The organism is Sphingomonas dokdonensis, assembly GCF_002197685.1.
In the GTDB taxonomy this organism is placed as follows: domain Bacteria; phylum Pseudomonadota; class Alphaproteobacteria; order Sphingomonadales; family Sphingomonadaceae; genus Sphingomonas; species Sphingomonas dokdonensis.
Window position 1 is genome coordinate 890,803 of the sequence record NZ_NBBI01000001.1, and the last position, 22,431, is coordinate 913,233.

26 protein-coding genes are annotated in these 22,431 nt (G+C 65.9%); 17 read left to right on the forward strand and 9 right to left on the reverse strand.

Annotated elements, in window-relative coordinates:
* Positions 1-33: 33 nt before the first annotated feature.
* Together glmU and glmS are read left to right on the forward strand one after the other, a co-directional pair.
* Positions 34-1,389, forward strand: a complete 1,356-nt coding sequence (glmU, locus tag SPDO_RS04180; protein ID WP_088366127.1) for a bifunctional UDP-N-acetylglucosamine diphosphorylase/glucosamine-1-phosphate N-acetyltransferase GlmU — start codon at positions 34-36, stop codon at positions 1,387-1,389.
* Positions 1,390-3,207, forward strand: a complete 1,818-nt coding sequence (glmS, locus tag SPDO_RS04185; protein ID WP_088366128.1) for a glutamine--fructose-6-phosphate transaminase (isomerizing) — start codon at positions 1,390-1,392, stop codon at positions 3,205-3,207.
* Positions 3,208-3,259: 52 nt separating this feature from the next.
* On the opposite strand, the gene SPDO_RS04190 is transcribed toward glmS, so the two are convergent.
* The gene (locus SPDO_RS04190) at positions 3,260-3,676 is read right to left on the reverse strand and encodes a DUF2147 domain-containing protein (RefSeq protein WP_088366129.1); all 417 of its coding nucleotides are present in this window, start codon (positions 3,674-3,676) and stop codon (positions 3,260-3,262) included.
* A gap of 23 nt (positions 3,677-3,699) precedes the next feature.
* Here SPDO_RS04190 and mtnP point away from each other — a divergent pair, with 23 nt between their 5' ends.
* The gene (mtnP, locus tag SPDO_RS04195) at positions 3,700-4,569 is read left to right on the forward strand and encodes an S-methyl-5'-thioadenosine phosphorylase (RefSeq protein WP_088366130.1); all 870 of its coding nucleotides are present in this window, start codon (positions 3,700-3,702) and stop codon (positions 4,567-4,569) included.
* Positions 4,570-4,589: 20 nt separating this feature from the next.
* Positions 4,590-5,918 (forward strand): Nramp family divalent metal transporter, encoded by a 1,329-nt coding sequence (locus tag SPDO_RS04200; protein ID WP_245829090.1) that lies wholly within the window; start codon positions 4,590-4,592, stop codon positions 5,916-5,918.
* A gap of 27 nt (positions 5,919-5,945) precedes the next feature.
* Here SPDO_RS04200 and SPDO_RS04205 read toward each other — a convergent pair whose 3' ends face one another.
* The 3 genes from SPDO_RS04205 to SPDO_RS04215 all read right to left on the reverse strand — a co-directional run bounded on the left by SPDO_RS04205 (position 5,946) and on the right by SPDO_RS04215 (position 8,731).
* Positions 5,946-6,725: a tyrosine-protein phosphatase gene (locus SPDO_RS04205; protein WP_088366132.1), complete on the reverse strand. Its 780-nt coding sequence runs from the start codon at positions 6,723-6,725 to the stop codon at positions 5,946-5,948.
* Between the two features lie 81 nt (positions 6,726-6,806).
* Complete coding sequence (locus SPDO_RS04210; RefSeq protein WP_088366133.1) at positions 6,807-7,523, reverse strand: hypothetical protein; 717 nt, start codon at positions 7,521-7,523, stop codon at positions 6,807-6,809.
* Positions 7,520-8,731 carry a toxic anion resistance protein gene (locus tag SPDO_RS04215; protein WP_088366134.1) on the reverse strand — a complete coding sequence of 404 codons (1,212 nt, stop codon included), beginning with the start codon at positions 8,729-8,731 and terminating at the stop codon, positions 7,520-7,522. The genes SPDO_RS04210 and SPDO_RS04215 overlap by 4 nt, the downstream gene beginning before the upstream one ends.
* A 286-nt stretch (positions 8,732-9,017) precedes the next feature.
* On the opposite strand from SPDO_RS04215, the gene typA reads away from it, so the two are divergent.
* The 3 genes from typA to SPDO_RS04230 all read left to right on the forward strand — a co-directional run bounded on the left by typA (position 9,018) and on the right by SPDO_RS04230 (position 12,657).
* On the forward strand, positions 9,018-10,841 hold the full coding sequence (gene typA, locus SPDO_RS04220) for a translational GTPase TypA (RefSeq protein ID WP_088366135.1): 1,824 nt from the start codon (positions 9,018-9,020) through the stop codon (positions 10,839-10,841).
* Entirely contained in the window at positions 10,838-11,890 is a 1,053-nt protein-coding gene (locus tag SPDO_RS04225; protein WP_088366136.1) for an oxidoreductase, read from the forward strand. The genes typA and SPDO_RS04225 overlap by 4 nt, the downstream gene beginning before the upstream one ends.
* 62 nt (positions 11,891-11,952) lie before the next feature.
* The gene (locus SPDO_RS04230) at positions 11,953-12,657 is read left to right on the forward strand and encodes a hypothetical protein (RefSeq protein ID WP_245829093.1); all 705 of its coding nucleotides are present in this window, start codon (positions 11,953-11,955) and stop codon (positions 12,655-12,657) included.
* Positions 12,658-12,675: 18 nt separating this feature from the next.
* Here SPDO_RS04230 and SPDO_RS04235 read toward each other — a convergent pair whose 3' ends face one another.
* On the reverse strand, positions 12,676-13,080 hold the full coding sequence (locus SPDO_RS04235) for an EVE domain-containing protein (RefSeq protein WP_088366137.1): 405 nt from the start codon (positions 13,078-13,080) through the stop codon (positions 12,676-12,678).
* 154 nt (positions 13,081-13,234) lie between these two features.
* Between SPDO_RS04235 and SPDO_RS04240 the strand changes: the two genes are divergently transcribed.
* Both SPDO_RS04240 and SPDO_RS04245 read left to right on the forward strand, forming a co-directional pair.
* Positions 13,235-13,582 carry a hypothetical protein gene (locus SPDO_RS04240; protein WP_342746651.1) on the forward strand — a complete coding sequence of 116 codons (348 nt, stop codon included), beginning with the start codon at positions 13,235-13,237 and terminating at the stop codon, positions 13,580-13,582.
* Between the two features lie 113 nt (positions 13,583-13,695).
* Entirely contained in the window at positions 13,696-13,983 is a 288-nt protein-coding gene (locus SPDO_RS04245) for a DUF3297 family protein (protein ID WP_088366139.1), read from the forward strand.
* A 127-nt stretch (positions 13,984-14,110) separates the two neighbouring features.
* Here SPDO_RS04245 and SPDO_RS04250 read toward each other — a convergent pair whose 3' ends face one another.
* Positions 14,111-15,085, reverse strand: coding sequence for an NAD(P)H-dependent flavin oxidoreductase (locus SPDO_RS04250; protein ID WP_088366140.1), 975 nt, complete (start codon positions 15,083-15,085; stop codon positions 14,111-14,113).
* A gap of 50 nt (positions 15,086-15,135) precedes the next feature.
* Complete coding sequence (locus tag SPDO_RS04255) at positions 15,136-15,660, reverse strand: gamma carbonic anhydrase family protein (RefSeq protein ID WP_088366141.1); 525 nt, start codon at positions 15,658-15,660, stop codon at positions 15,136-15,138.
* An 89-nt stretch (positions 15,661-15,749) separates the two neighbouring features.
* Here SPDO_RS04255 and SPDO_RS16910 point away from each other — a divergent pair, with 89 nt between their 5' ends.
* Positions 15,750-15,911 (forward strand): hypothetical protein, encoded by a 162-nt coding sequence (locus SPDO_RS16910; RefSeq protein WP_169716235.1) that lies wholly within the window; start codon positions 15,750-15,752, stop codon positions 15,909-15,911.
* Between the two features lie 17 nt (positions 15,912-15,928).
* Here the strand turns inward: SPDO_RS16910 and SPDO_RS04260 are convergent, their stop codons facing one another.
* Complete coding sequence (locus SPDO_RS04260) at positions 15,929-17,224, reverse strand: MFS transporter (RefSeq protein ID WP_088366142.1); 1,296 nt, start codon at positions 17,222-17,224, stop codon at positions 15,929-15,931.
* Between the two features lie 113 nt (positions 17,225-17,337).
* Between SPDO_RS04260 and pgsA the strand changes: the two genes are divergently transcribed.
* From pgsA to SPDO_RS04275, 3 genes are read left to right on the forward strand one after another with little or no spacing between them, the layout of a single operon-like run.
* On the forward strand, positions 17,338-17,904 hold the full coding sequence (gene pgsA / locus SPDO_RS04265; RefSeq protein WP_088366143.1) for a CDP-diacylglycerol--glycerol-3-phosphate 3-phosphatidyltransferase: 567 nt from the start codon (positions 17,338-17,340) through the stop codon (positions 17,902-17,904).
* Complete coding sequence (gene moaD, locus SPDO_RS04270; protein WP_088366144.1) at positions 17,904-18,161, forward strand: molybdopterin converting factor subunit 1; 258 nt, start codon at positions 17,904-17,906, stop codon at positions 18,159-18,161. The genes pgsA and moaD overlap by 1 nt, the downstream gene beginning before the upstream one ends.
* Positions 18,158-18,592, forward strand: a complete 435-nt coding sequence (locus SPDO_RS04275) for a molybdenum cofactor biosynthesis protein MoaE (RefSeq protein WP_088366145.1) — start codon at positions 18,158-18,160, stop codon at positions 18,590-18,592. Before moaD ends, SPDO_RS04275 begins: the two co-directional genes overlap by 4 nt.
* A 27-nt stretch (positions 18,593-18,619) precedes the next feature.
* Here SPDO_RS04275 and SPDO_RS04280 read toward each other — a convergent pair whose 3' ends face one another.
* On the reverse strand, positions 18,620-19,288 hold the full coding sequence (locus tag SPDO_RS04280; protein WP_088366146.1) for a fasciclin domain-containing protein: 669 nt from the start codon (positions 19,286-19,288) through the stop codon (positions 18,620-18,622).
* 116 nt (positions 19,289-19,404) lie between these two features.
* On the opposite strand from SPDO_RS04280, the gene thiE reads away from it, so the two are divergent.
* From thiE to SPDO_RS04300, 4 genes are all read left to right on the forward strand, one after another.
* Complete coding sequence (gene thiE / locus SPDO_RS04285) at positions 19,405-20,082, forward strand: thiamine phosphate synthase (protein WP_088366147.1); 678 nt, start codon at positions 19,405-19,407, stop codon at positions 20,080-20,082.
* A 34-nt stretch (positions 20,083-20,116) separates the two neighbouring features.
* Positions 20,117-20,710: a M23 family metallopeptidase gene (locus tag SPDO_RS04290; RefSeq protein ID WP_088366379.1), complete on the forward strand. Its 594-nt coding sequence runs from the start codon at positions 20,117-20,119 to the stop codon at positions 20,708-20,710.
* Between the two features lie 161 nt (positions 20,711-20,871).
* Positions 20,872-21,435 (forward strand): elongation factor P, encoded by a 564-nt coding sequence (efp, locus tag SPDO_RS04295; RefSeq protein ID WP_088366380.1) that lies wholly within the window; start codon positions 20,872-20,874, stop codon positions 21,433-21,435.
* 138 nt (positions 21,436-21,573) lie between these two features.
* Positions 21,574-22,386, forward strand: a complete 813-nt coding sequence (locus tag SPDO_RS04300) for an inositol monophosphatase family protein (RefSeq protein WP_088366148.1) — start codon at positions 21,574-21,576, stop codon at positions 22,384-22,386.
* Positions 22,387-22,431: the final 45 nt, after the last annotated feature.

Below are 22,431 nucleotides of genomic sequence, written 5' to 3' on the forward strand. Positions count from 1 at the left end.
GAAATGGCAAGCATGTGATGGCAAGGCCGCGCCATGACGCACCGTCCCCTCGCCGTAATCGTGCTGGCCGCCGGCAAAGGCACGCGGATGAAGTCCGCGCGGCACAAGGTGCTGCACCCGATCGCCGGCAAGCCGATGCTGCGTCACCTGCTGGACAGCGCAGCCGGGCTGAAGCCGGTGAAGACGGTGGTGGTGGTCGGTGCCGGGCGCGAGCAGGTGGAGGCGGCCGTCGCGCCGCTAGGCGTCAGCGTGGCGCATCAGGCGGAGCAGCTTGGCACCGGGCACGCGGTGGCGCAGGCGGCTGACGCGTTGCAGGGTTTCACCGGTGACGTGCTGATTCTGTATGGCGACGTGCCGCTGGTTTCGCCGGAGACGATGGAGCGGATGGTCGCGCGCCTGCACGAGGCGGATGCGCCGGCCGTGGTCGTGCTTGGCTTTCGTCCGAGCGATCCCGGCGCCTATGGTCGGATCATTGCCGACGCGGACGGCCGCATTGGCAAGATGGTCGAGTTCAAGGACGCGACCGCTGAGGAGCGTGCCGTCGACCTGTGCAATTCGGGGCTGATGGCCGTAGCGGGCGAGGATCTGTTCGCGCTGCTGGACCGGGTCGGCAACGACAATGCGGCGGGCGAATATTACCTGCCCGATATCGTGATGCTCGCCGCGGCGGACGGGCGTGCGTCCGCCGTGATCGAGACGACCGCCGGCGAAGTCGCCGGGGTGAACAGCCGGGCGGAGCTTGCGGTGGTGGAAGAGGCGTGGCAGCAGGCACGGCGCCAACAGGCGATGGCGGACGGCGCGAGCCTGGTGGCGCCTGACACCGTCTGGTTCAGCCATGATACGGTGATCGGCCGCGACGTCACGATCGAACCAAATGTGATCTTCGGGCCGGGCGTGACGATCGCCGACGATGTGACGATCCACGCCTTCAGCCATCTGGAGGGCGCGCAAGTCGCCGCTGATGCATCCGTCGGACCTTACGCCCGGCTGCGCCCCGGGGCGGTGATGGAGCGCGGCTCGCGCGTCGGCAATTTTGTCGAAATGAAGAAGGCCCGGTTGGGCGAGGGGGCGAAGGCCAACCACCTGACCTATCTTGGTGATGCCGAAATCGGCGCCAAGGCCAATATCGGCGCGGGAACGATTACCTGCAATTACGACGGCTTTTTCAAGTACAGGACGGTGATCGGAGCAGGCGCGTTTGTGGGTTCGAACTCGGCACTCGTCGCGCCCGTCACGATCGGCGAGGGCGCGATCGTGGGGGCAGGGTCGACCATCACCGCCGATGTGCCGGCGGACGCGCTGGCGCTCGTCCGACCACCGCAGACCAGCAAGTCCGGCTGGGCAGAGCGTTTCCGCAAGCTGATGCGTGCGCGTAAGGAAGCAAAGTAAATGTGTGGAATTGTTGGTATCATGGGCGGCGAGCCAGTCGCTGATCGGTTGCTCGACGGGCTCAAGCGGCTTGAATATCGCGGCTACGATTCGGCGGGCATCTGCACGATCCATGACGATCGGTTCGATCGTCGCCGCGCGCCGGGCAAGCTGAAGAATCTGGCGCAGCGCCTGGCCGAAGAGCCCTTGGCCGGGATGGCCGGCATTGCGCACACGCGCTGGGCGACGCACGGCGCACCGACCGAGGACAATGCGCACCCGCATATCGTTGGCGACGTGGTGGTGGTCCACAATGGCATCATCGAGAACTTCAAGCCGCTGCGGGACGAACTGATCGCACAGGGACGCGAGTTTCGCAGCCAGACCGACACCGAAGTGGTCGCGCACCTGATCGCCCGGGAGATCGAGAATGGCGCGGCGCCACGCGCGGCGCTGGCGACGGTGCTGCCGATGCTGCACGGCGCCTTCGCGCTGGGCGTGATGGTGCGCACACATCCCGATCTGCTGCTCGGCGCACGGCTCGGCGCGCCGCTGACGGTGGGCTATGGCGATGGCGAGAACTATTTGGGGTCCGATGCGCTCGCACTGGCGCCGCTGACCCAGCGTATCGCGTATCTGGAAGAAGGTGACTGGGTCGCGATCACGCGCGAGGCCGTGGAGATCTACGACCGCGACAACAATGCGGTGACGCGGCCGATCGTCAACTCCGGCGCGTCGGGCCAGTTGATCGACAAGGGCAATCACCGGCACTTCATGCAAAAGGAGATCTACGAGCAGCCGGTCGTCGTGGCGCAGACGCTGCGTTCGTACCTGCGGCCGCTCGAATCCAAGGTCGCGCTGCCGGACATGGATTTCGATCTGTCGGCAATCGAGCGCGTCGCCATCGTGGCGTGCGGTACGGCGAGCTATGTCGGGATGATCGGCAAATACTGGATCGAGCAGCTTGCACGGGTGCCTGTCGAGGTCGATGTGGCGAGCGAATATCGTTATCGTGATCCGGTGCTGCTGCCCAACACCCTGGGCATCGTGATCTCGCAGTCTGGCGAGACCGCTGATACGCTCGCCGCGCTGCGGCACATGCGCGCGGCAGGTGTGACGACCGCAGGCATCATCAACGTGCCGACGAGCTCGATGGCGCGCGAGGTCGATCTGCTGATGCCAACCCACGCGGGGCCGGAAATCGGCGTCGCCTCGACCAAGGCGTTTACCTGCCAGCTTGCCGTGATGGCGGCATTCGCGGCCAATCTGGCGCGTGCAAAGGGCCGGTTGGGCGACGAGGCGGATGTGGTGCAGCAACTGCAGCAGGTGCCCGAGGCGATGAGTGAAGCGCTGGGGCATGACGGTGACATCGAAGCCATGGCGCCCAAGATCGCCGCGGCACGCGACGTCCTCTATTTGGGGCGTGGCCCGGAGTTTCCGCTGGCGCTTGAGGGTGCGCTGAAACTGAAGGAAATCAGCTACATCCACGCCGAAGGTTATGCCTCGGGTGAAATGAAGCACGGGCCGATCGCGTTGATCGACGAAGCCGTGCCGCTGATCGTCATCGCCCCCTCCGGCCCGTTGTTCGACAAGACCGTCAGCAACATGCAGGAGGCGCAGGCGCGCGGCGCACAGGTGGTGCTGATCTCCGATGCCGAGGGCATTGCGCAGGCGGGTGAGAACACCATCGCGACGATTGAGATGCCAAAGGTTGCGCCGTTAATCGCGCCCCTGGTCTATGCAGTGCCGGTTCAGTTGCTTGCCTACCACGTGGCAGTCGCGAAGGGCACCGACGTCGATCAGCCGCGCAATCTGGCGAAGTCCGTCACCGTGGAGTGAACGGCCTGCCGGGGCGGCATGCATCCGTAGGATGGCCGCCCTGCTTGCCCGATCAGCGGGCGGCTTTCCACACCTGCGTCTGGCAGATGAAGGCGATGCAGCCTTTTACCCGCAGCGTGTCGTTCTCGCCGCGCGTCACGATCGACTTGTAGCTCTTGCCATTGCGCGGATCGTAGATCCGGCCGCGCCATTCGTCGCCCGACTGGGTGAAACCCGAAAGGATCGGCAAGCCGACCATGGGCCGACTACGCAGCTTGGCATCGGGATTATTCACATCGGTGGTCGGCGCACCCGGGCGCGCCTTCACCACGGCGGCAATTCTGCCGCAGGTGCTCGTACCACATGGACCGACCTGAACGATCGCGGCGCCATCCTCCGTCAGCCAGCGGCCGGCGATCGGCTGGGCGGCGTGCGCTGCTCCCGCGAGGGTGAGCGCAAAAACGGCGACAGAAGCGCGAAAGATCGTCATGGCGATGTTATCGGAGGAACGCGATGAACACGCAATGGACGATTGGGATCATCGGTGGCTCCGGGCTTTACGCGATCGACGGGCTGGAGGATGCGGAATGGCGCTCGGTTTCCACACCGTGGGGCGAGCCATCCGATGACATCCTGTTCGGCCGGATCGGCGAGGTGGCGCTACGCTTCCTGCCGCGGCACGGTCGCGGACATCGGATCTCCCCTGACGCGATACCTGCACGGGCCAATATCGATGCCCTGAAGCGTGCCGGGTGCACCGATGTGATCGCCATCTCCTCCGTCGGTTCGCTTCGTGAGGAGTTGGAGCCTGGCCGCTTCGCGGTTATCGATCAGTTCGTCGACCGCACGGTGCAGCGTCCGGCAAGCTTCTTCGGCACCGGTTTGGTGACACACGTCTCACTGGCCGATCCGGTGTGCGAGCGACTCTCGGCCTTTGCCGCGGCGGCGGTGCAGGCAGCGGGTGGGCGCGTGGCCGAGCGCGCGACCTATCTGGCGATGGAGGGGCCACAATTCTCGACGCGGGCGGAAAGCCGGCTCTACCGTCAATGGGGATGCGACGTGATCGGCATGACCGGGATGCCCGAGGCGCGGCTCGCGCGGGAGGCCGAGCTGCCGTATGCGCTGATCGGCATGATCACCGACTATGATAGCTGGCGAGAGGATGAAGCGCCGGTGACGACGGGTGAAATCGTCGCTCAGATGGCGGCGAACGGCGCGCTCGCCCGTGCAACGATCGCCGCATTGATCCGCCTGTTGCCTGCCGTTCGCACACCGTCGCCGATCGACACGACGCTGGATGGCGCGATCATGACCGCGCCGGCGCAGCGTGACCCGAAGCTCGCCGAGCGCAACGCCGCCATCCTAGCGCGGGTGCACGGTTGAAACCTGGCGACGAGTTTCGCATGGCAGGTGAGATGACACCGCCCGCCGCCGAGCTGATGCGATCGCTACCCGAGGTGCATGGCTCCATTACGGTTCCGCAGGGCGCAGGCTTTTGGCGGCGATTGCTCGCCTTTGCCGGGCCAGGCTGGCTGGTCGCTGTCGGCTATATGGACCCGGGCAATTGGGCGACCGACATCGCCGGTGGTTCGGCATTCGGCTATACGCTGCTCAGCGTCATCCTGCTTTCCAACCTGATGGCGATCGTCCTGCAGGCCTTGTCCGCTCGGCTAGGTATCGGCGTCGGAATGGATTTGGCGCAGGCGTGCCGGCAGCAATATTCGCGGCCGATATCGTTTGTTCTTTGGGCCTTATGCGAGATTGCGATCATCGCGTGTGATCTTGCCGAGGTGCTGGGCACGGCAATCGCGCTGAAGCTGCTGTTCAACATGCCGCTGGTCGCGGGCGTGTGTGTGACGGCGCTTGACGTGTTTCTGATCCTTGCGTTGCAACGCTATGGGTTTCGCCGCTTGGAGGCGTTCGTTGCCTCGCTTCTGGTCATCATCGCCGGGTGCTTCGCGCTTGAGCTGGCCTGGGCGGGGCCGGACTGGGGCGCAGCGGCGGTTGGGCTGATCCCGTCCACCGAGATCGTCAGCAACCCGCTCATGCTCTACATTGCGATCGGCATTCTCGGCGCGACGGTGATGCCGCATAACCTGTATCTGCATTCCGCGATCGTGCAGACGCGGGCGGTGGGCAAGGAGCTGGCCGAAAAGCGCGACGCGCTGACCATGGCGACGATCGACTCGACGGTCAGTCTGGGACTCGCATTCTTCATCAATGCCGCGATCCTGGTGCTGGCTGCGGCGACGTTTCACGTGGCGGGGCGCACCGAAGTGGCCGAGATCGAGGAAGCGCACCGCCTGCTCGCGCCGATGCTGGGCGTAGGCGGGGCAAGTGTCGTCTTCGCCATCGCGCTTCTCGCCAGCGGGCAAAATTCCACGGTGACCGGCACGCTTGCCGGGCAGATCGTGATGGAAGGGTTTCTGCACATTCGCCTGCCGCTCTGGTTGCGGCGCCTGATCACCCGCGGGTTGGCGATCATCCCAGCGGTGATCGGCGTGGTGGTGGCTGGTGAAAGTGGGGCGACGCAGCTGCTGGTGCTGAGCCAGGTGGTGCTGAGCCTTCAACTTCCCTTTGCCGTATTGCCGCTCGTGGCGTTCACCGGCAGCCGGCGTCTGATGGGCCCGCTGGCGGCGCCTACCTGGCTGGTGGCGCTCGCCTGGGCGATCGCTGCCGTCATCGTGGGCTTGAACGGCTGGATGCTTTGGGGACTGGTGAGCGGCGGTTGACGCGCCGCCACAGCCCCGCGCGCATGGTCAGGCGATCAGCTTACCCCGCAGCGCCTCGCGCCGTGCAGCATCGACGCCCAGCACCTCCTCGGCATAGCGCTCGGCCGAGCCATAGCGTTCGTTGATCGTGCGGGTGGCGGCGTCGAGGTACATTGCGTCGACACCCATCAGCGTTTCGATCGCCTCGTCGGTGATCTGCGCGCCGTAGCGCTGCCGGATCGAATCGCCGGCGGCGGCAATGCGGCGCTTCTGATTGCCGGCCTTGTTGGTGAGGAGATAGTCCTCCATCACATCGTCCTCGTGCACGCCGAGCAAGCGATGAAGCAGGGCGGCGGCGAGCCCGGTGCGATCCTTGCCGGCGAGACAATGCAGCAGGCTGGGTCCCTCGCGCGTCGCCAATGCCTCGAAATAGAGGGTCAGCGAGCGGACGAGAACGTCGCGATACGGCATGTTCTCGTACAGCCGCGTCATCGCCGCGCGGGCTTCGTCCGCGGTGGTGATGCCGCGCCCGGCCTCTTCGTGCGGCGCCAGTTCCGAACCCGCCGTCTCGCCCGGCGCGAACAGCACCAAGCCGTCGAAGCCGTCATGGCGCAAGCAGGGCATCAACTGCCGCTCACTGTCGCCGCGCAGGTCGACCACGGTGGTGATGCCCAGATCCCCGACACCCGCCAGGTCGTCCGGGGTCGCATCGGCATGCTGGCCCGAGCGCCACAGAACGCCCTGGCGAAGCCGCCCGTCGCGCGCCGTGTAGCCGCCATAGTCGCGAAAGTTGTGGATGCCGTCGAAGGCGAGGACACGTTCGTTCATACAGGCAACGCTAGCGCATCAATGTGACGCTGTCGCGTCCATTAAGCGTCTCGACTTAGCAGGCGGCAGCGCCGGTGCCCGCTACGCTGGGTCGCCGTCCTTATACTTCATCTCAAGAAAGCGGCCGCGGGTTTCGAGCGAATCGAGATCGTTGCTCGCGAGTTCCTCGGTCAACTGGCCGATCTCGCGCTCGATCAGTTCGAGGCCCTCGACCAGTTGCCGGTCGGGCGTTTTGCCGTTTCGCTCGGTCCCGCGCAGCTCGCGCGGCACGCGTTGATAATCGCGGACAAAGTCCGGCAGCTGCTCGCCAACCAGCCGGCGGATGTCTGCCGCGGCGGGGGTGCTGTCATCCACGGAGGCGAGTTGCTTGCCCAAGGTGTCGAGGCGCAAGCCGATGCGATCGGAGACCTGAACCGCAGGCGCCGGAAGCGCCGGGCGCTGCGCATCCAGCCAGCGCGTTGTCTGCATTGGCAATGCCTTAAGGTCGCTTTTTGCCAGCTTTTCTACCGTGACTGGGCGCGGTCCCGGCGCGAAGGCGATCGCGAGCGTCACTGCGAGCATCATCATCATGACGGCCAGCGCGCCGAAGATGCCGAGCGGCACGACTGCCAGCCCGATGATCGCTGCAACCAACAGGATCGCGGCATTGGCGCCGCCGATCGCCGCGACCCGCTTTGCCAGGCTTCGACCCTGGCGTGGGCGGCGGGCGGTCGGCAGCCCCTCAAAGGATTGGAGCTTCACCCGATCGAGCGTGCCGCGCGCGCGGGCGAGCGCCTCGTTGGTCTCGTACGAGGTCACAGCGACTCCAGCTTGAACGTTTCAGGCGACGACCCGAGGCGGTTCTGCGCGGCACCCTCTGCACGCGCGATATAGCCGCGTGATTTCTCCACCTCGTTGGAGAGCGTATTGACGGTGGACTTCATCGAATCGAGCGCCTTCAGCTTGAAGGTGTCGATCGCGTCCATCGTCTCGTAGATGTTCTGGAATGCGCGCTGCAGCGTCTCCAGCGGGATGGCGGAGCTTGCCGCCTGCTCGTGGATACGCGCGGTGTTCGACCGGAGCATTTTTCCTGTGGAATCAATGATCCCCGCCGTGGTGGTGTTAAGCTGTGTGATCTGTTCGAGCACCAGCTTCTGGTTCGTCATGGCCTGTGCGACCGTCACCGCGGTGCGCAGCGCGGAGACCGTGGTGGTGGAGGCGCGGTCGACGCCCTTGATCAACTCGACGTTGTTCTTCTTGACGAGGTCGAGCGCGAGATAGCCCTGCACCGTGACCGCCATCTGGGTCAGCAGGTCCTGCGTGCGCTGGCGGGCGTAGAACAGGGCGCCCTCGCGGATCGCCTTGGCCTTTGCCGGATCGGTGGCGTCAAGGTCGTTCGCCTTGTCCTCCAGCTTCTGGTCGAGCATGCGCGAGAGCTGGATCATCTGTTCCAGCTTGCCCATCGCGCTCCAGAGATTGGCGCGCTCGGTGTCGATGGAGGCATTGTCCATCAGGAGTTCGTCCTTGCCCGAAGCAAGGCTCTTAAGGATGGACGCGATGTGCGTCTGGCTCGACTTGTAGCTGTCGAAGTAATTGCGCATCTTGCCGCCAAACGGGATGATGCCGAACAGCTTTTGCGGCGCGGTCAGATTACCCTTCTTGCCGGGATCCAAATCTTCGACGACACGGCGTAGCTGGGCGAGATCTTTGCCGACGCCGGTTTCCTGGTCCATGGCACGCACCGGACGATCAAGAAACCTGTTCGACTGGCCAGCGGCGTCGCGGATCTCCTTGGCGCCCATGTTGGTGATCGCATCGACAACCTTGCCGAACTCGGGACTATTGGCGTCACGCTCCAGCAATTGCTGGACGGCATAGTCCGCGCGCTCTTCGAGCTTGGACTTGGTGCCCTCGTCCACGGGCACGAGACCAGCGGCCTTTTCGGCCGTGACGGAGGGGACGGGATCGGGCGGCGTCAGCTTCAGCACCGGCTCGGTCGCGGTGATCGTGTCGGGGTTGCTCGCCATGTTGGTCCTCCAGCGTTGCCGTTACGATGACGCCAGACGGGTCTTCGTTCAAGTGTGTCAGGGATATAATACGCTGCTGTTGGAACGCCAAGGTTTCTGGGCCGGCGCTGGAGTCAGATGGCCGCGCAGCGGTAACGGTCGGCCTGTACCCGGCGAAAATTGGCCGCGTTTCGCCGTACGCTGGCCAGTACCGTCTGCTGCGGGCGCGAAGGGTGGCGCTGGCGGACTGTTTCGGCTATGCGCGCCCGGAATGCGGCCACGCCGTGGCGGCCATCCAGGAAATCGTATGAATCTGCGCAACATCGCCATCATCGCGCACGTCGATCATGGCAAGACCACTCTTGTTGACCAATTGTTCCGTCAATCGGGCACGTTCCGAGACAATCAGCGCGTTGAGGAGCGCGCGATGGATTCGAACGACCTCGAGAAGGAGCGCGGCATCACCATTCTGGCGAAGCCGACGTCGATCGAGTGGGAAGGCACGCGGATCAACATCGTCGACACGCCGGGCCACGCCGACTTCGGCGGCGAGGTGGAGCGCATCCTGTCGATGGTCGACGGCGTCATTCTGCTGGTCGATTCGTCGGAAGGCGCGATGCCGCAGACGAAATTCGTGACGGGCAAGGCGCTCGCGTTGGGCCTGCGCCCGATCGTGGTCGTCAACAAGGTCGATCGGCCCGACCAGCGCATTCAGGAAGTGCTTGACGAGGTGTTCGACCTGTTCGTCAGCCTCGATGCGAACGACGAGCAGCTCGATTTCCCGGTGCTCTACGCGTCGGGCCGCAACGGTTATGCCAGCGACGATCCCGAGCGGCGCGAGGGCACGCTGACCCCGATGTTCCAGAAGATCGTCGATCACGTGCCGCCGCCGGCGCTGGACGTCGATGCGCCGTTCACGTTCCTCGTGACGCTGCTCGATCGCGACAACTTCCTCGGCCGCGTGCTGACGGGCCGCGTCAACTCGGGCACGGTGAAGGTGAACCAGCCGATCCACGCGCTCGACATGGACGGCAAGGTGGTCGAGACCGGCCGCGCGTCGAAGATCATGACGTTCCAGGGCCTGGAGCGCGTGCCGACCGACGAGGCGAAGGCGGGCGACATCATCAGCCTTGCCGGCCTGACCGTCGCGACGGTGTCGAACACCATTGCCGACACGACCGTGACCGAGGCGATCCAGGCGCAGCCGATCGATCCGCCGACGCTGTCGATGCGCTTTGCGGTGAACGATTCGCCGATGGCGGGTCGCGAGGGCAGCAAGGTGACGAGCCGCATGATCCGCGACCGCCTGTTCCGCGAGGCCGAATCGAACGTCGCGATCAAGGTGACCGAATCGAGCGATCGCGACAGCTACGAAGTCGCCGGCCGCGGCGAGCTTCAGCTGGGCGTGCTGATCGAGACGATGCGGCGCGAAGGCTTCGAGCTCGGCATCAGCCGCCCACGCGTGCTCTTCCGCGAAGACGAGAACGGCAAGCGCACCGAGCCGTACGAAACCGTCATCATCGACGTGGACGAGGAATATTCGGGCACGGTCGTCGAGAAGATGAACCTGCGCAAGGCCGAGATGACCGACATGCGCCCGTCGGGCGGCGGCAAGACGCGCATCACCTTCTCCGCGCCGAGCCGCGGGATGATCGGCTATCACGGCGAGTTCCTGTCGGACACGCGCGGCACCGGCATCATGAACCGGCTGTTCGAGAAGTACGGCCCGCACAAGGGCGCGATCGAGGGCCGCAAGAACGGCGTGCTGATCTCGAACGGTGCGGGCGAAGCGCAGGGCTATGCCCTTGGCCCGCTCGAGGCGCGCGGCATCCTGTTCGTCGGGCATGGCGAGGCGCTCTACGAGGGCATGATCATCGGCGAGAACGCCAAGACGGAAGACCTTGAGGTCAACCCGATGAAGGCGAAGCAGCTGACGAACTTCCGCGCATCGGGCGGCAAGGACGATGCGATCCGCCTGACCCCGCCGAAGAAGATGACGCTGGAGCAGGCCATCGCGTACATCGACGATGACGAGATGGTCGAGGTGACGCCCAAGACGATCCGCCTGCGCAAGCGCTTCCTCGATTCGAACGAGCGCAAGCGCAACAAGCGGTCGGCCGAGGCGGCTTGAGCGAACGGCCGATCCGGGTTGGCCTGATCGGCCTTGGTTATGCGGGACGCACGTTTCACGTCCCGCTGATCGGCGCGACCGAGGGGATGGCGATTACCGCCGTCGCCTCGTCGCAGCCGGACGTGGCGGCAGCGCTGCTGCCCGAAGCGGTCGTTGTGCGAACAGCGGCCGAATTGGTGGCGCGCGACGACGTGGATGTGGTCGTCGTCGCCAGCCCGAACGACAGCCATGCGCCGCTGGCGCTTGCCGCTTTGAACGCCGACAAGCATGTCGTGGTCGAGAAGCCCTTTGCGCTCGGCCTTGAAGAGGCGAGAACGGTGGCTGAGGCCGCGACGCGCGCGGAGCGTCTGCTCGCCGTGTTTCACAATCGGCGCTGGGACAGTGACTTTCTGTCGGTGCAGGCCGCCATCGCGGACGGCGCGATCGGCGATGTCGTGCATTTCGAGAGCCACTTCGATCGTTTTCGCCCGATGGTGCGCGATCGCTGGCGCGAGCGTGCCGAGGGTGGCGGCGGGATCTGGTATGACCTGGGGCCGCACCTCGTCGATCAGGCGCTGCTGCTGTTCGGCATGCCCGAGCGGGTCGAGGCGAGCCTGGCGGCGCTGCGCCCTGGCGCGTTGGCCGACGATTGGGCGCATGTCGTGCTGCATTACCCGGGCAAGCGGATCGTGCTTCAGGCAAGCATGCTGGTGGCGGGCGGCACCGCGCGCTTCACGGTGCACGGCACGGGTGGCAGCCTGGTGAAGCAGCGCGGCGACCAGCAGGAAGCGCAATTGCTCGCCGGCATGGTGCCGGGTGCGCTGGGCTGGGGCGAGGATGACGACCCGCTGATCTTGCACGACGGCGAGGGCGCGCGTGCCATGACGCTGGTGCGCGGCGACCAACGACATTTCTATCGGGCGCTGGCGGCGGCGATCCGTGGGCAGGGGCCGAACCCGGTGCCGCCCGATGAGGCGCTTGGCGTGATGGCGGTGATCGAAGCGGCGATCCGGTCAGCGGATGAAGGGCGGACGGTGCCGATCCAAACGGCGTCCTGCGCAACGCTTTGAAACTGGTGTGGGGGTGGCCCCGCCCGTAGCGTGCCGGTGATCAACGATCATCGGGAGATTTCATGCGCCTGCTTTGCGCCACCATGCCGTTTGCCCTGCTGGCCGGCACCGCTCAATCTGAAACCTACCCGGACATCCCGGAGCCGATGATCTTCGACATGGTCCGCCCGCTCGGCGCGAAGCGGGGCGAGTTGGAGGCCAATGTGCTGGCGCAGACGGGTTCGCCATTCCGCGCGTCCGAGACCGAATGGGCGCCCGAGGTCGAATATGCCTATGCCAACGGCCATGCGGTCGAACTGGAGCTGCCGTTCGATGGGCGGCGGGTGGCAGCGTACAAACTGGGCCTGCAATCGTCGCTGGGCGCTTCGGCTGACGGGCGCAGCGCGCATGGGGTGCAATATCTTGGCGTCTATCACCGCGAGACTGGCCGCTACACCAACACGCTGCTGTATCTGGCCGGGCACCGAATGAGCGAACGATGGAGCACGATGAACATGATCGGGCTGGACGACATTCGACCCGACGGCGGGGAGGGCAGCAACGCGCTGCTGCTGAACCATGCCTTATTCTATGATGCCAAGCCGGGCACGGTGCTGGGCGCGGAACTGAACGTTGCGGGTGGTGCCGAACGCAGCGTGAAGCTTAGCCCGCAGGTGCACCAGCAGGTGTCGCCGTCCGCCAATCTGCAATTTTCGATCGGGGTCGAGAAGCTGCGCGAACAGCGCGCGCGCCCGACGGCCGGACTGCGCGTCGTTCGCGAGTTCTGACGGGAAGGGCAGGCGGGTTCAGCCCAGCCCGCCGAGCTCCATCAGCACCGCCCATTCCGCGTCGCGCACCGGCGTGACCGACAGGCGGCTCTGGCGCAGCACCTCCAGCGTGGCGAGGCGCGGTTCGGCCTTGATCGTGGCGAGCGGGACGGGGGTGGGGAGCTTCTCGATCGGACGCACCGCGACCGAGGCCCAGGTGCCGTTCTCGCCATCAGGCTTCCAGGCGCGGGTGATCTCCATCACCCCGACAGCCGCTTTCTCCTTGTTGGAATGGTAGAAGATCGCGCGGTCGCCGGGGGTCATCTCCTTCAGGAAATTGCGCGCGGTATAGTTGCGGATGCCGTCCCACTCTGTCTCGCCATCGCGGATCAGATGATCCCAGCCGTAAACATCGGGTTCGGACCGCAACAACCAGAAACGCATCAATCACTCCATAAACAAAAGATGAACACACCATTCCGGGTGGGTTCAGCGCGACTCGGCCATAACATTGAACACGCTCACGGTATCGTGCGTTTACACCCTCAGAGCGGACCGAGCGTTTTGTATGAGGAGGTTCGAGATGAATGGATTTTTGATGAAGGCAGGACTGGGGTCGGCGCTCGCCGCGTCGGCGCTTGCCACTGCTACCCCGGCCACGGCGCAACGCTGGCATCGCGGCTATGATCGCGGCGGCGACGCGGCGGCCGGCGCGCTGATCGGCGGCGTGATCGGCCTCGGCCTTGGCGCGGCGATCGCGTCGAGCAACCGCGGCCCCTATTACGGTTATCGGGGCGGGTATCGCGGCTACAATGGCTATGACGGCTATTATCCGCGCAACTATTACAATCCCAATCGCCGGGCTTGGCGCGGACCGCGCTGTTTCCAGCAGTGGCGGTGGGATCCCTATTACGGCCAGCAGGTGCCGGTGCGCGTCTGCCGCTGAGCGGCTGACGGGCCGACGACGAGGTCACGCAGGGGGCGGCGCGGGAGACTCGATCTTCCGCGCCGCTTTTTTTGTGTTTTGCGCAGCGCGGCGATCGGTTAGGCGCGCAGGCCATGACCGACACACCGCCAGACCATCTCTCGATCGACCCTTCCAGCCCCTATTTCGACCAGCCGACGCTGGAGCGGGGCATCGGCATCCGGTTCAAGGGTGTCGAGCGGAACGACGTGGAGGAATATTCCATCTCCGAGGGGTGGATCCGCGTGGCGCTGGGCAAGAAGGTCGATCGGCGTGGGCGGCCACTGACGATCAAGCTGACCGGCCCGGTGGAGGCGTATTTCCAGCGGCCTGCGGACAACGAGGGCGACGATAGCGCCGACGAGGCGGGCGGCGACGAATAAGCGGGTCCGGCAGCGTGCCTGAGGTGCGCTGGTCTTCCGAAGTAGCCACATGAAAACGCGCCGCCGGAATGATCCGACGGCGCGTTGTTGTTTGCGATCGCTGCAGACGTGGCCGCAGCGGATGCCGTTAGGCGGCGAGGCCGATCCGGGCCTTGGCCGCGTTATACTCGCGCTCCATGCGATCGATCCGGTCGGCGACCGACTCGACCTTTTGCACCGCGCCGATGCCCTGGCCCGAGCCCCAGATGTCGCGCCATGCCTTGGCTTTGGCCGGCTCACCATTGGAGTTCTGGCCGAAGTTCATGGTCTTGTAGTCGCCCTCGGGCAGATTGTCGGGGTCCAGCCCGGCCGCGACGATCGAGCCGCGCAGGTAGTTGCCGTGCACGCCGGTGAAGAGGTTGGAATAGACGATGTCGGAGGCGCGGCCCTCGACGATGCCGTTCTTGTATCCCTCGTCGGCATTCGCTTCCTCGGTGGCGATGAAGGGCGAGCCGATATAGGCGAAATCGGCGCCCATCGCCTGCGCGGCGAGCACGGCGTCGCCGGTGGCGATCGACCCCGACAGCGCGACGGGGCCGTCGAACCACTGACGGATCTCGCTGATAAGCGCGAAGGGCGACAGGCGACCGGCGTGACCGCCTGCACCGGCTGCGACGGGGATCAGGCCATCGGCGCCCTTTTCGATCGCCTTGCGTGCGAAGCGATCGTCGATCACGTCGTGCATGGTGATGCCGCCCCAATTGTGGACGGCCTGGTTGAGCTCCTCACGCGCGCCGAGCGAGGTAATGGTGATCGGCACCTGCCACTTTTCACAGGTGGCGAGGTCCGCGTCGAGGCGATCGTTCGACTTGTGGACGATCTGGTTGACGGCGAAGGGGGCGGCGGGGCGATCGGGATTGTCGCGGTTGTGCGCTGCCAGTTCCTCGGTGATCCGGTGCAGCCACTCGTCCAGCAATCCCTGCGGACGGGCATTGAGCGCCGGGAAGGAGCCGACCACGCCCGCCTTGCATTGCGCAATGACGAGATCCGGGCCGGAAATGATGAACAGCGGCGAGCCGATAACCGGCAGGCGCAAGCGGGACAGGATGGCTGGCACTGACATAAGGATTGTTATGTCGGGTGAGTAATCACCTGTCCAGCACCTGCGCAGCCTCAGTCGACGCGCTTCAGACCGGTGGCGGCGGCGCGGCCGTTTTCGACATAATGCGCGGCCGATATCTTCAGCCCCGCGACGGCCCGGTCGTCGAGTTCGCGCACCGCCTTGGCGGGGCTGCCGACGATGAGGCTGCGCGGCGGAAAGGTCTTGCCCTCGGTCACCAAAGCGTTCGCGCCGATGATGCAATCGTCGGGAATGTGCGCGCGATTGAGGATCGTCGCCCCCATGCCGATGAGCACGCGGTTGCCGATGGTGCAGCCGTGCAGGATCGCGTGGTGCCCGATGGTGCAGTCCTCGCCGACGGTCAGCGGCGAATCGGGATCGGAATGGAGCATCGCGCCCTCCTGTATGTTGCTGCGCGCGCCGATCGGGATGGTAGTGTTGTCGCCGCGGATCACCGCGCCGAACCAGACGCTGGTGTCCTCCGCGAGCCGCACGTCGCCGACCACATCGGCGCTCGGCGCGACCCAGGCGGTGTCGTGACAGGTGGGGCGCTGGCCCTTGAACTCGTAGAGCGGCATCTTTCTCTCCTGTACCATCCTCGGACACTCGGGCCGCAGCCTCTTTCAGGCTGGTGCCAAATCGTAAACGCGGCGTTAACCATGTCACCATGCAACGACGCTTCATCACCGCCGAGCCGGCTCGCCATCCCATCCGCCGCACGCTGGTTCAGGCCGAGGCGAAGGCGAAGCGCGGGGACGACCAAGATCTTAAGTTGTTCGTGCTGAGCTTCACCGCCTTTTTCGTGTGCTTCTACACCATGATCGCCTGATTGGCCTGAAGGACCGCTCAGTCGCAGGCGCGATGCAGGCGCTGCGCGATCCAGGCTGAAACGAGGCACATGCCGGCGACGAGCAGCAGCAACTGACTGGCCGTTGCGCCGAGCGCCGTGATGCCGGCAACCGCGGCCGAACCGATCGTCATCGCGCCGGCGTTCACCACGTTGTTCGCGGCCACCGTGCGCGCGGTCTGATCCTTGGGCACGGTGGTGGTGAGAAAGGCGTAGAGCGGCACCACGAACATGCCGCCGAAGATCGCGACGAACATCAGCGTCAGCAGCACCAGCGGCGCGCCGGGATGGCGGACGAATGCGGCGATATTGTAGAGCGTGCCGGCGGGTGCGGCGTCCCAGCGGTTGGCGACGAACCAGAAGGCGAGCACCGCCGCGCCCATCGCGATGACCGATGCGGGCGAATAGCGCGCGGAAATATGGCCGCGCAGCATGAGATTGATCACCACCGATCCGATCGCCACGCCGATCGAGAAGATCGCCAGCACGAGGCTGGCGACGCTCGCGTCGGCGGTGAGGACGTTCTTTACCAACGGTGGGAAGATCACGACGAGCACCGAGCCGATCGTCCAGAAGAAGCTGATCGCACAGATCGCCAGGAACAGCCGCGGGATGTGCATGGTGCCGGCGACGAGGCGCCAGGAGGCGCGCAGCGGATTGTAATCGAGCTTCAGCGGCGGACCGAGCCGCGGGGCGGCGGGGACCATGCGCGCGCTCATATAGCCGAGCGCGGCAACCAGGAACGTCAGCGCCGCGATCAGCGGGATCGATTCGTAGATGAAACCGGCGAGGATCGTACCGAGCAGGATCGACAGGTACGTGCCGGCCTCGACCAGCCCGGTGCCGCCGAGCACGTCCCCGTCATCCAGATGCTGGGGCAGGATGGCGTATTTGATCGGGCTGAAGAAGGTGGAGTGGATGCCGAGGCCGACGACCGCGCCGAGCATCATCACAATCGGCAGCGTGACCTGACCGGTGCGTGCCAGCAGCAAGCCGCCGCAGCCCAGCGCCATGATGCCGAACTCGACGATCTTCACCACGCGGATGATCCGCGCCTTGTCCATCGTGTCGGCCAATTGGCCCGACAGCGCGGACAGCAGAAAGAAGGGGAGAATGAAAAGCGCGGCGGCGAGCGCGTTGAAGAAGCTTTCCTGCTGCTCACTCTGGAAGATCTCGTAGGTCGCGAAGAGGACCATCGAGGTCTTGAACAGATTGTCGTTGAAGGCGCCGAGGAATTGCGTGACGAAAAGCGGCAGAAAGCGCCGGCGTTTCAGAAGCCCGAGGGCGTTGATCATGGCAGGAAGTCGCCCGGCTGTGGCACAATGAGGGTTGCGCATAGCCCCTGCCCGGCGCCGATGCCAAGCCCGGCAGGCTTGCGTCACCGCCCTAGCAGGCTAAGTCACCATCTGTGCTGACCTTGCCCAACCTGCTGACCCTGTCGCGAATCGTCGCGGTTCCCGCGCTTGTCGCGCTGCTCTGGTGGCCGACGTGGCAGGTGGGCTTCGCGATCGCCTTCGTGCTGTACTGCCTGATGGGCATCACCGATTATTTCGACGGCTATCTGGCGCGGGCGCAGGGCGCGGTGTCGCGGCTGGGCGTGTTTCTCGATCCGATCGCCGACAAGATCATGGTGGCGGCCGTGATCCTGATGCTGGTCGGCACGCGACACAACGACAGCGCGGTGATTACCGGCGTGCACATCATCGCGGCGCTGATCATCCTGTTGCGCGAGATCGCCGTATCGGGGCTGCGCGAGTTTCTCGCCGGATTGCAGGTATCGCTGCCGGTGTCGAAGCTGGCCAAGTGGAAGACGACGTTGCAGCTCGTCTCGCTCGGCGCGCTGATCCTGGCGGGCGCGCTGCCGGCCTATGCCTTCGTGAAGGTGACCGGGCTGGTCTCTTTATGGGGTGCGGCGGTGCTGACGGTGATCACCGGGTGGGATTATCTGCGCGTCGGCCTGAGGCACATGGACTGATGGCGGTGCGCATTCTTTATTTCGCGTGGGTGCGCGAGCAGATCGGCGTTGCGGAAGAGGACGTGAACCTGCCCGCGACCGTCGAAACGGTCGGCGCGCTGATCGATTGGCTGTCCGCGCGATCCGATCGCCATGCCGAGGCACTGGCCAGCCGAGAGCGGCTGCGCGCCGCGGTGGACGAAGCGTTCGTGCCGCTGAGCGCGCCGATCGCCGGTGCGCGCGAGATCGCGATCTTCCCGCCGGTGACGGGCGGATGATCCGCATCCTCGTGAGCGACGCGCCAATCGATCTTGGTGAAGAGATGCGGCTGGCGGGTGACGATGGCGCGCTGGCCACCTTTACCGGCACGGTGCGTGCCGATGATGGCGTCAGCGAGCTGATGCTGGAGCATTATCCGGGCGCGACGGAGCGCGCGCTTCAAGCGCTGGCGGAGGAGGCGACAGGGCGCTGGTCGCTGTCGCGCGCGACGATCGTGCATCGCGTCGGCGCGATGGTGCCGGGCGACCGCATCGTGTTCGTCGCTGCCGGCGCCGCGCATCGGCAGGCGGCGCTGGATGCCTGCGCCTTCCTGATCGACCGGCTGAAGACCGATGCGCCGTTCTGGAAGCGCGAGCAGGTCGGCGGCCAGCACCGCTGGGTCGAGCGGCGCGACAGCGACGACGCCTCGGCCGCAAAGTGGCAGCACTGACCGCCGAGCCGGTTCCTGAGCTGAACGTTACGCCAGGCGCGGGATCATCACGCCGTTGATGACGTGGAACACGCCGTTCGCCTGCTGCACGTCGGGCGTTTCGATATAGCTTGTATTGCCGTGCGTATCGGTGAGCGCGACCGCGGCACCATCCTTTCGCGCGAGCAGCGGCGCACCGTCGATGGTGGACAGATGCGCGACGCCGCCGCTGCGATCGATGCGCGCGCGCAGATCCGCCAGCGTGATGCTGCCGCGCACGACATGGTAATTGACCAGGCGGTTCAGGGTGTCGCGATTGGCGGGCTGCAGCAGCTGATCGACGGCGCCGGGCGACATGCGGCCGAACGCTTCGTCATTGGGCGCGAAGACGGTGACCGGGCCGGCGGCCGCGAGTGAGCGGCCGGCGTCGCTCGCGCCGAGCGCGCGGGACAAGGCGCGCAAATTGGGTGCCGCAGCGACGTTTGCGGCGATCGTCCGATTGCCGAGCATGCGGGCACCGGCGAGGTGGGGATTGATCGCGGTCGCGGCTTGGGCGGCCAACAGAGCCGAGTTCGTCGCGACCGGCGTCGCCGGTGCGGCCTGGGATGGGATCGCAGTCGGTGCCTGCGCGAGCGGGGACATGCCGCTCGGCTGCGACGCACATGCCGTCAACAAGGCGCCGAGAACAAAGGCGGGGACGAGATGTCGCTTGTTCATGAACCACTTACTCCGGTTCCATATTCAAAGCTCGAACGCCCCGCCGGCGGAGAGGTTGCCGTAAAATGCATCGCGGCGCCTTTCGTCCGATGCGCAGCCTCGCTAGGCACCATGGCATGATTGATGATCCGCTCGGCCCGCTCGATCCCGATTTCGCCGCCTCGTTCAAACGCGACGACAAGCGGCCGCCCTGCCAGCTTTACCTCGTATCGCCACTTGAAGTCGCAGGCGGCTTTCCCGACCGGCTGGCGCGCGCGCTGGATGCCGGATCGGTGGCGGCGTTCCAGTTCCGCGTGAAGGACGTGAGCCAGCATGAGGCGGCGCGATTGGCCGAGCCGTTGCAGCGGATCTGCGCCGACCGCGACGTGGCGTTCATCGTCAACGACAGCATCTCGCTCGCCAAGCGGCTGGGGGCGGACGGCGTTCACCTGGGGCAGGACGATGGCGACCCGCGCGAGGCGCGGGCGGCGCTGGGGCCGGAGGCGCAGGTCGGCGTGACGTGTCATGACAGCCGCCATTTCGCGATGGAGGCCGGCGAGGCGGGCGCGGACTATGTCGCGTTCGGCAGTTTCTATCCGACCACGACGAAGACGGTGAAGCACCGGCCCGAGCCGGTAATCCTGTCATGGTGGTCGTCGCTGTTCGAGCTGCCCTGCGTGGCGATCGGCGGCATCACGCCGGCCAATGCGGCGCCGCTAGTGGCGGCAGGGGCGGACTTCATCGCGGTTTCCGGTGCGGTCTGGCAGGGCGACGAAGCGGCGGCGGTTCGCGCCTTTGCGGCCGTGCTCGGCTGAGGGCGGTGGCGGCGGGCAGACGCAGGGCCGCCGGATGACGCGGCTGGGCGGGACGATCCTGGCGCTGATCGTGCTGGCGGTGATCGGCTTTGCGTCCATGCTCTCCTTCGGGCCCAGCGCGCCGCGGCGTGTCGCCAGGGAGGAGGTGACCGATATTGGACCGGTTCAGCCGCCGCCGTCGAGCCGCGTGCTGATGATCCCGGTTGCCGGGGTCCCGGCCGGTCAGCTGGTCGATACCTGGGGACAATCGCGGGCGGGCGGTGCGCGCAGCCATGAGGCGATCGACATCATGGCGCCGGGCAATACGCCGGTGGTCGCCGCGGGGCGCGGCACGATCGAGAAGCTGTTCCACAGCGAGGCCGGCGGCATCACGCTGTACGTGCGCTCGCCTGACCGACGGTGGAGCCATTATTATGCGCATCTCGCCGGCTATGCGCCCGGCATTCACGAGGGGCAGAAGGTGGAGCGCGGCACGTTGCTGGGCTTTGTCGGCGACACGGGCAACGCCGGCGCGGGCAACACGCACCTGCATTTCGGGGTCAGCCGGATGACGCCCGATGCGCGATGGCACGAGGGCGTGCCGATCAACCCGTACCCACTGCTTGCCGGAAAGCGCAAGGTTCGTTAGGGCGACCCCCTTCCAGTTCAACACTGCCGTTTGCCCCTGAGCTGGTCGAAGCCCGCCCTGCATGCCTGTATGCTCAGGTTCCGATGCTCGGCGCAGCTCTCCGCATGGGGGAGCCGGCCTTCGACACGCTCAGCCCGAACGGCGAATGGGCCTATACAGTCATGAAGATCAGCGGCGTCGATATCCGTCCGGGCAATATCATCGAATATGAAGGCGGCATCTGGCGCGCCGTGAAGATCCAGCACACCCAGCCCGGCAAGGGCGGCGCGTACATGCAGGTGGAGCTGAAGAACCTGCGCGACGGGCGCAAGAACAACGTGCGCTTCCGCTCGGCCGAGACGGTGGAGCGCGTGCGGCTCGACACCAAGGATTTCCAGTTCCTGTTCGCCGAGGGCGAGAGCCTCGTCTTCATGGACAAGGAAACCTACGACCAGGTGACGCTGCCGCGCGACCTGCTGGGCGATGCCGCCGCGTTCCTACAGGACGGCATGGACGTGGTGATGGAGCTTTATGAGGAAGAAGCCATCAGCGTGCAGCTGCCCGACACGATCGAAGCGACGATCGTCGAGGCCGACGCGGTGGTGAAGGGGCAGACCGCCTCGTCCAGCTACAAGCCCGCCGTGCTCGACAATGGCGTGCGCGTGATGGTGCCGCCGCATATCGCCAGCGGCACCCGGATCGTGGTGGACGTGTACGAGCAGACCTACGTGCGCCGCGCCGACTGATCCTCCATGCCGCTCTCCAACGCGGGAGCGGCGACCGGGCGCAGCGGGGTCGAGAGAGGACCCGGCGCCGCGGTTGAGTGAACTTTCCCTCTCTTCGGCCCTCTTGCTCGCACCGGTGAGAGGGAAAAGGTTTTTGCAATGCCATCCCATTCCGGTCTCTTCACGATCATCGAACGCGCCGCCCGCAAGGCGGCGCCGCGCCTGCGCCGTGACTTCAACGAGGTCCAGCAGCTGCAGGTGAGCCGCAAGGGGCCGGCCGACTTCGTGTCGATGGCGGACCAGCGCGCCGAGCAGACGCTGTTCGAGGAACTGTCCAAGGCGCGGCCGGACTGGGGTTTCCTGATGGAGGAGCGCGGCGAGGTGGCCGGCGATCCGTCCAAGCCGCGGTTCATCATCGATCCGCTCGATGGCACGACCAACTTCCTGCACGGTATTCCGCACTTCGCGATCTCGATCGCGGTCGAGGAGCCGATGCCCAACGGCAAGCGCGAGATCACCACGGCGCTGGTGTATCAGCCGCTGACCGACGAGAGCTTCTGGGCGGAAAAGGGCCGCGGTGCGTGGCTGCAGGATCAGCGGCTGCGCGTGTCGTCACGCCGCGAGCTGACCGAATCGGTGATCGCGACCGGTATTCCCTTCATGGGTCATGGGGATTTTGCCGAGTGGACGCGCATCTTTGGCGCGATCGCACCCCAGGTGGCGGGCATCCGGCGGCTTGGATCAGCGGCGCTCGACCTTGCCTGGGTCGCGGCCGGCCGGTTCGATGGCTATTGGGAATCCAAGCTGAACCTGTGGGACGCGGCGGCGGGGCTGCTGCTGGTCAAGGAAGCCGGCGGCTTCGTGACGGATTTCCGCGGCGGCGACCGGTCGTTCGATCGCAGCGAATATCTGGCGGCAGCCGACGGCCTGCATTCCAAGCTGCACAAGCTGCTGGCCGGGGCGCTGCGCTAAGACGCGTGCGCCGTCGCCGGCGAATGCCTGGCGGGCGCTGCGCTA

Bases quoted from the DNA above. Each gene is read 5' to 3' on its own strand.
- SPDO_RS16910 (WP_169716235.1), top strand. From the start codon at position 15,750: ATGCAACGACGCTTCATCACCGCCGAGCCGGCTCGCCATCCCATCCGC.
- glmS (WP_088366128.1), top strand. From the start codon at position 1,390: ATGTGTGGAATTGTTGGTATCATGGGCGGCGAGCCAGTCGCTGATCGG.
- efp (WP_088366380.1), top strand. From the start codon at position 20,872: ATGAAGATCAGCGGCGTCGATATCCGTCCGGGCAATATCATCGAATAT.
- glmU (WP_088366127.1), top strand. From the start codon at position 34: ATGACGCACCGTCCCCTCGCCGTAATCGTGCTGGCCGCCGGCAAAGGC.
- SPDO_RS04275 (WP_088366145.1), top strand. From the start codon at position 18,158: ATGATCCGCATCCTCGTGAGCGACGCGCCAATCGATCTTGGTGAAGAG.
- SPDO_RS04280 (WP_088366146.1), bottom strand. From the start codon at position 19,288: ATGAACAAGCGACATCTCGTCCCCGCCTTTGTTCTCGGCGCCTTGTTG.
- SPDO_RS04200 (WP_245829090.1), top strand. From the start codon at position 4,590: ATGGCAGGTGAGATGACACCGCCCGCCGCCGAGCTGATGCGATCGCTA.
- SPDO_RS04240 (WP_342746651.1), top strand. From the start codon at position 13,235: ATGAAGGCAGGACTGGGGTCGGCGCTCGCCGCGTCGGCGCTTGCCACT.
- typA (WP_088366135.1), top strand. From the start codon at position 9,018: ATGAATCTGCGCAACATCGCCATCATCGCGCACGTCGATCATGGCAAG.
- SPDO_RS04205 (WP_088366132.1), bottom strand. From the start codon at position 6,725: ATGAACGAACGTGTCCTCGCCTTCGACGGCATCCACAACTTTCGCGAC.
- SPDO_RS04300 (WP_088366148.1), top strand. From the start codon at position 21,574: ATGCCATCCCATTCCGGTCTCTTCACGATCATCGAACGCGCCGCCCGC.
- SPDO_RS04255 (WP_088366141.1), bottom strand. From the start codon at position 15,660: ATGCCGCTCTACGAGTTCAAGGGCCAGCGCCCCACCTGTCACGACACC.
- mtnP (WP_088366130.1), top strand. From the start codon at position 3,700: ATGAACACGCAATGGACGATTGGGATCATCGGTGGCTCCGGGCTTTAC.
- SPDO_RS04235 (WP_088366137.1), bottom strand. From the start codon at position 13,080: ATGCGTTTCTGGTTGTTGCGGTCCGAACCCGATGTTTACGGCTGGGAT.
- SPDO_RS04245 (WP_088366139.1), top strand. From the start codon at position 13,696: ATGACCGACACACCGCCAGACCATCTCTCGATCGACCCTTCCAGCCCC.
- SPDO_RS04190 (WP_088366129.1), bottom strand. From the start codon at position 3,676: ATGACGATCTTTCGCGCTTCTGTCGCCGTTTTTGCGCTCACCCTCGCG.
- SPDO_RS04290 (WP_088366379.1), top strand. From the start codon at position 20,117: ATGACGCGGCTGGGCGGGACGATCCTGGCGCTGATCGTGCTGGCGGTG.
- SPDO_RS04230 (WP_245829093.1), top strand. From the start codon at position 11,953: ATGCGCCTGCTTTGCGCCACCATGCCGTTTGCCCTGCTGGCCGGCACC.
- moaD (WP_088366144.1), top strand. From the start codon at position 17,904: ATGGCGGTGCGCATTCTTTATTTCGCGTGGGTGCGCGAGCAGATCGGC.
- SPDO_RS04260 (WP_088366142.1), bottom strand. From the start codon at position 17,224: ATGATCAACGCCCTCGGGCTTCTGAAACGCCGGCGCTTTCTGCCGCTT.
- thiE (WP_088366147.1), top strand. From the start codon at position 19,405: ATGATTGATGATCCGCTCGGCCCGCTCGATCCCGATTTCGCCGCCTCG.
- SPDO_RS04250 (WP_088366140.1), bottom strand. From the start codon at position 15,085: ATGTCAGTGCCAGCCATCCTGTCCCGCTTGCGCCTGCCGGTTATCGGC.
- SPDO_RS04215 (WP_088366134.1), bottom strand. From the start codon at position 8,731: ATGGCGAGCAACCCCGACACGATCACCGCGACCGAGCCGGTGCTGAAG.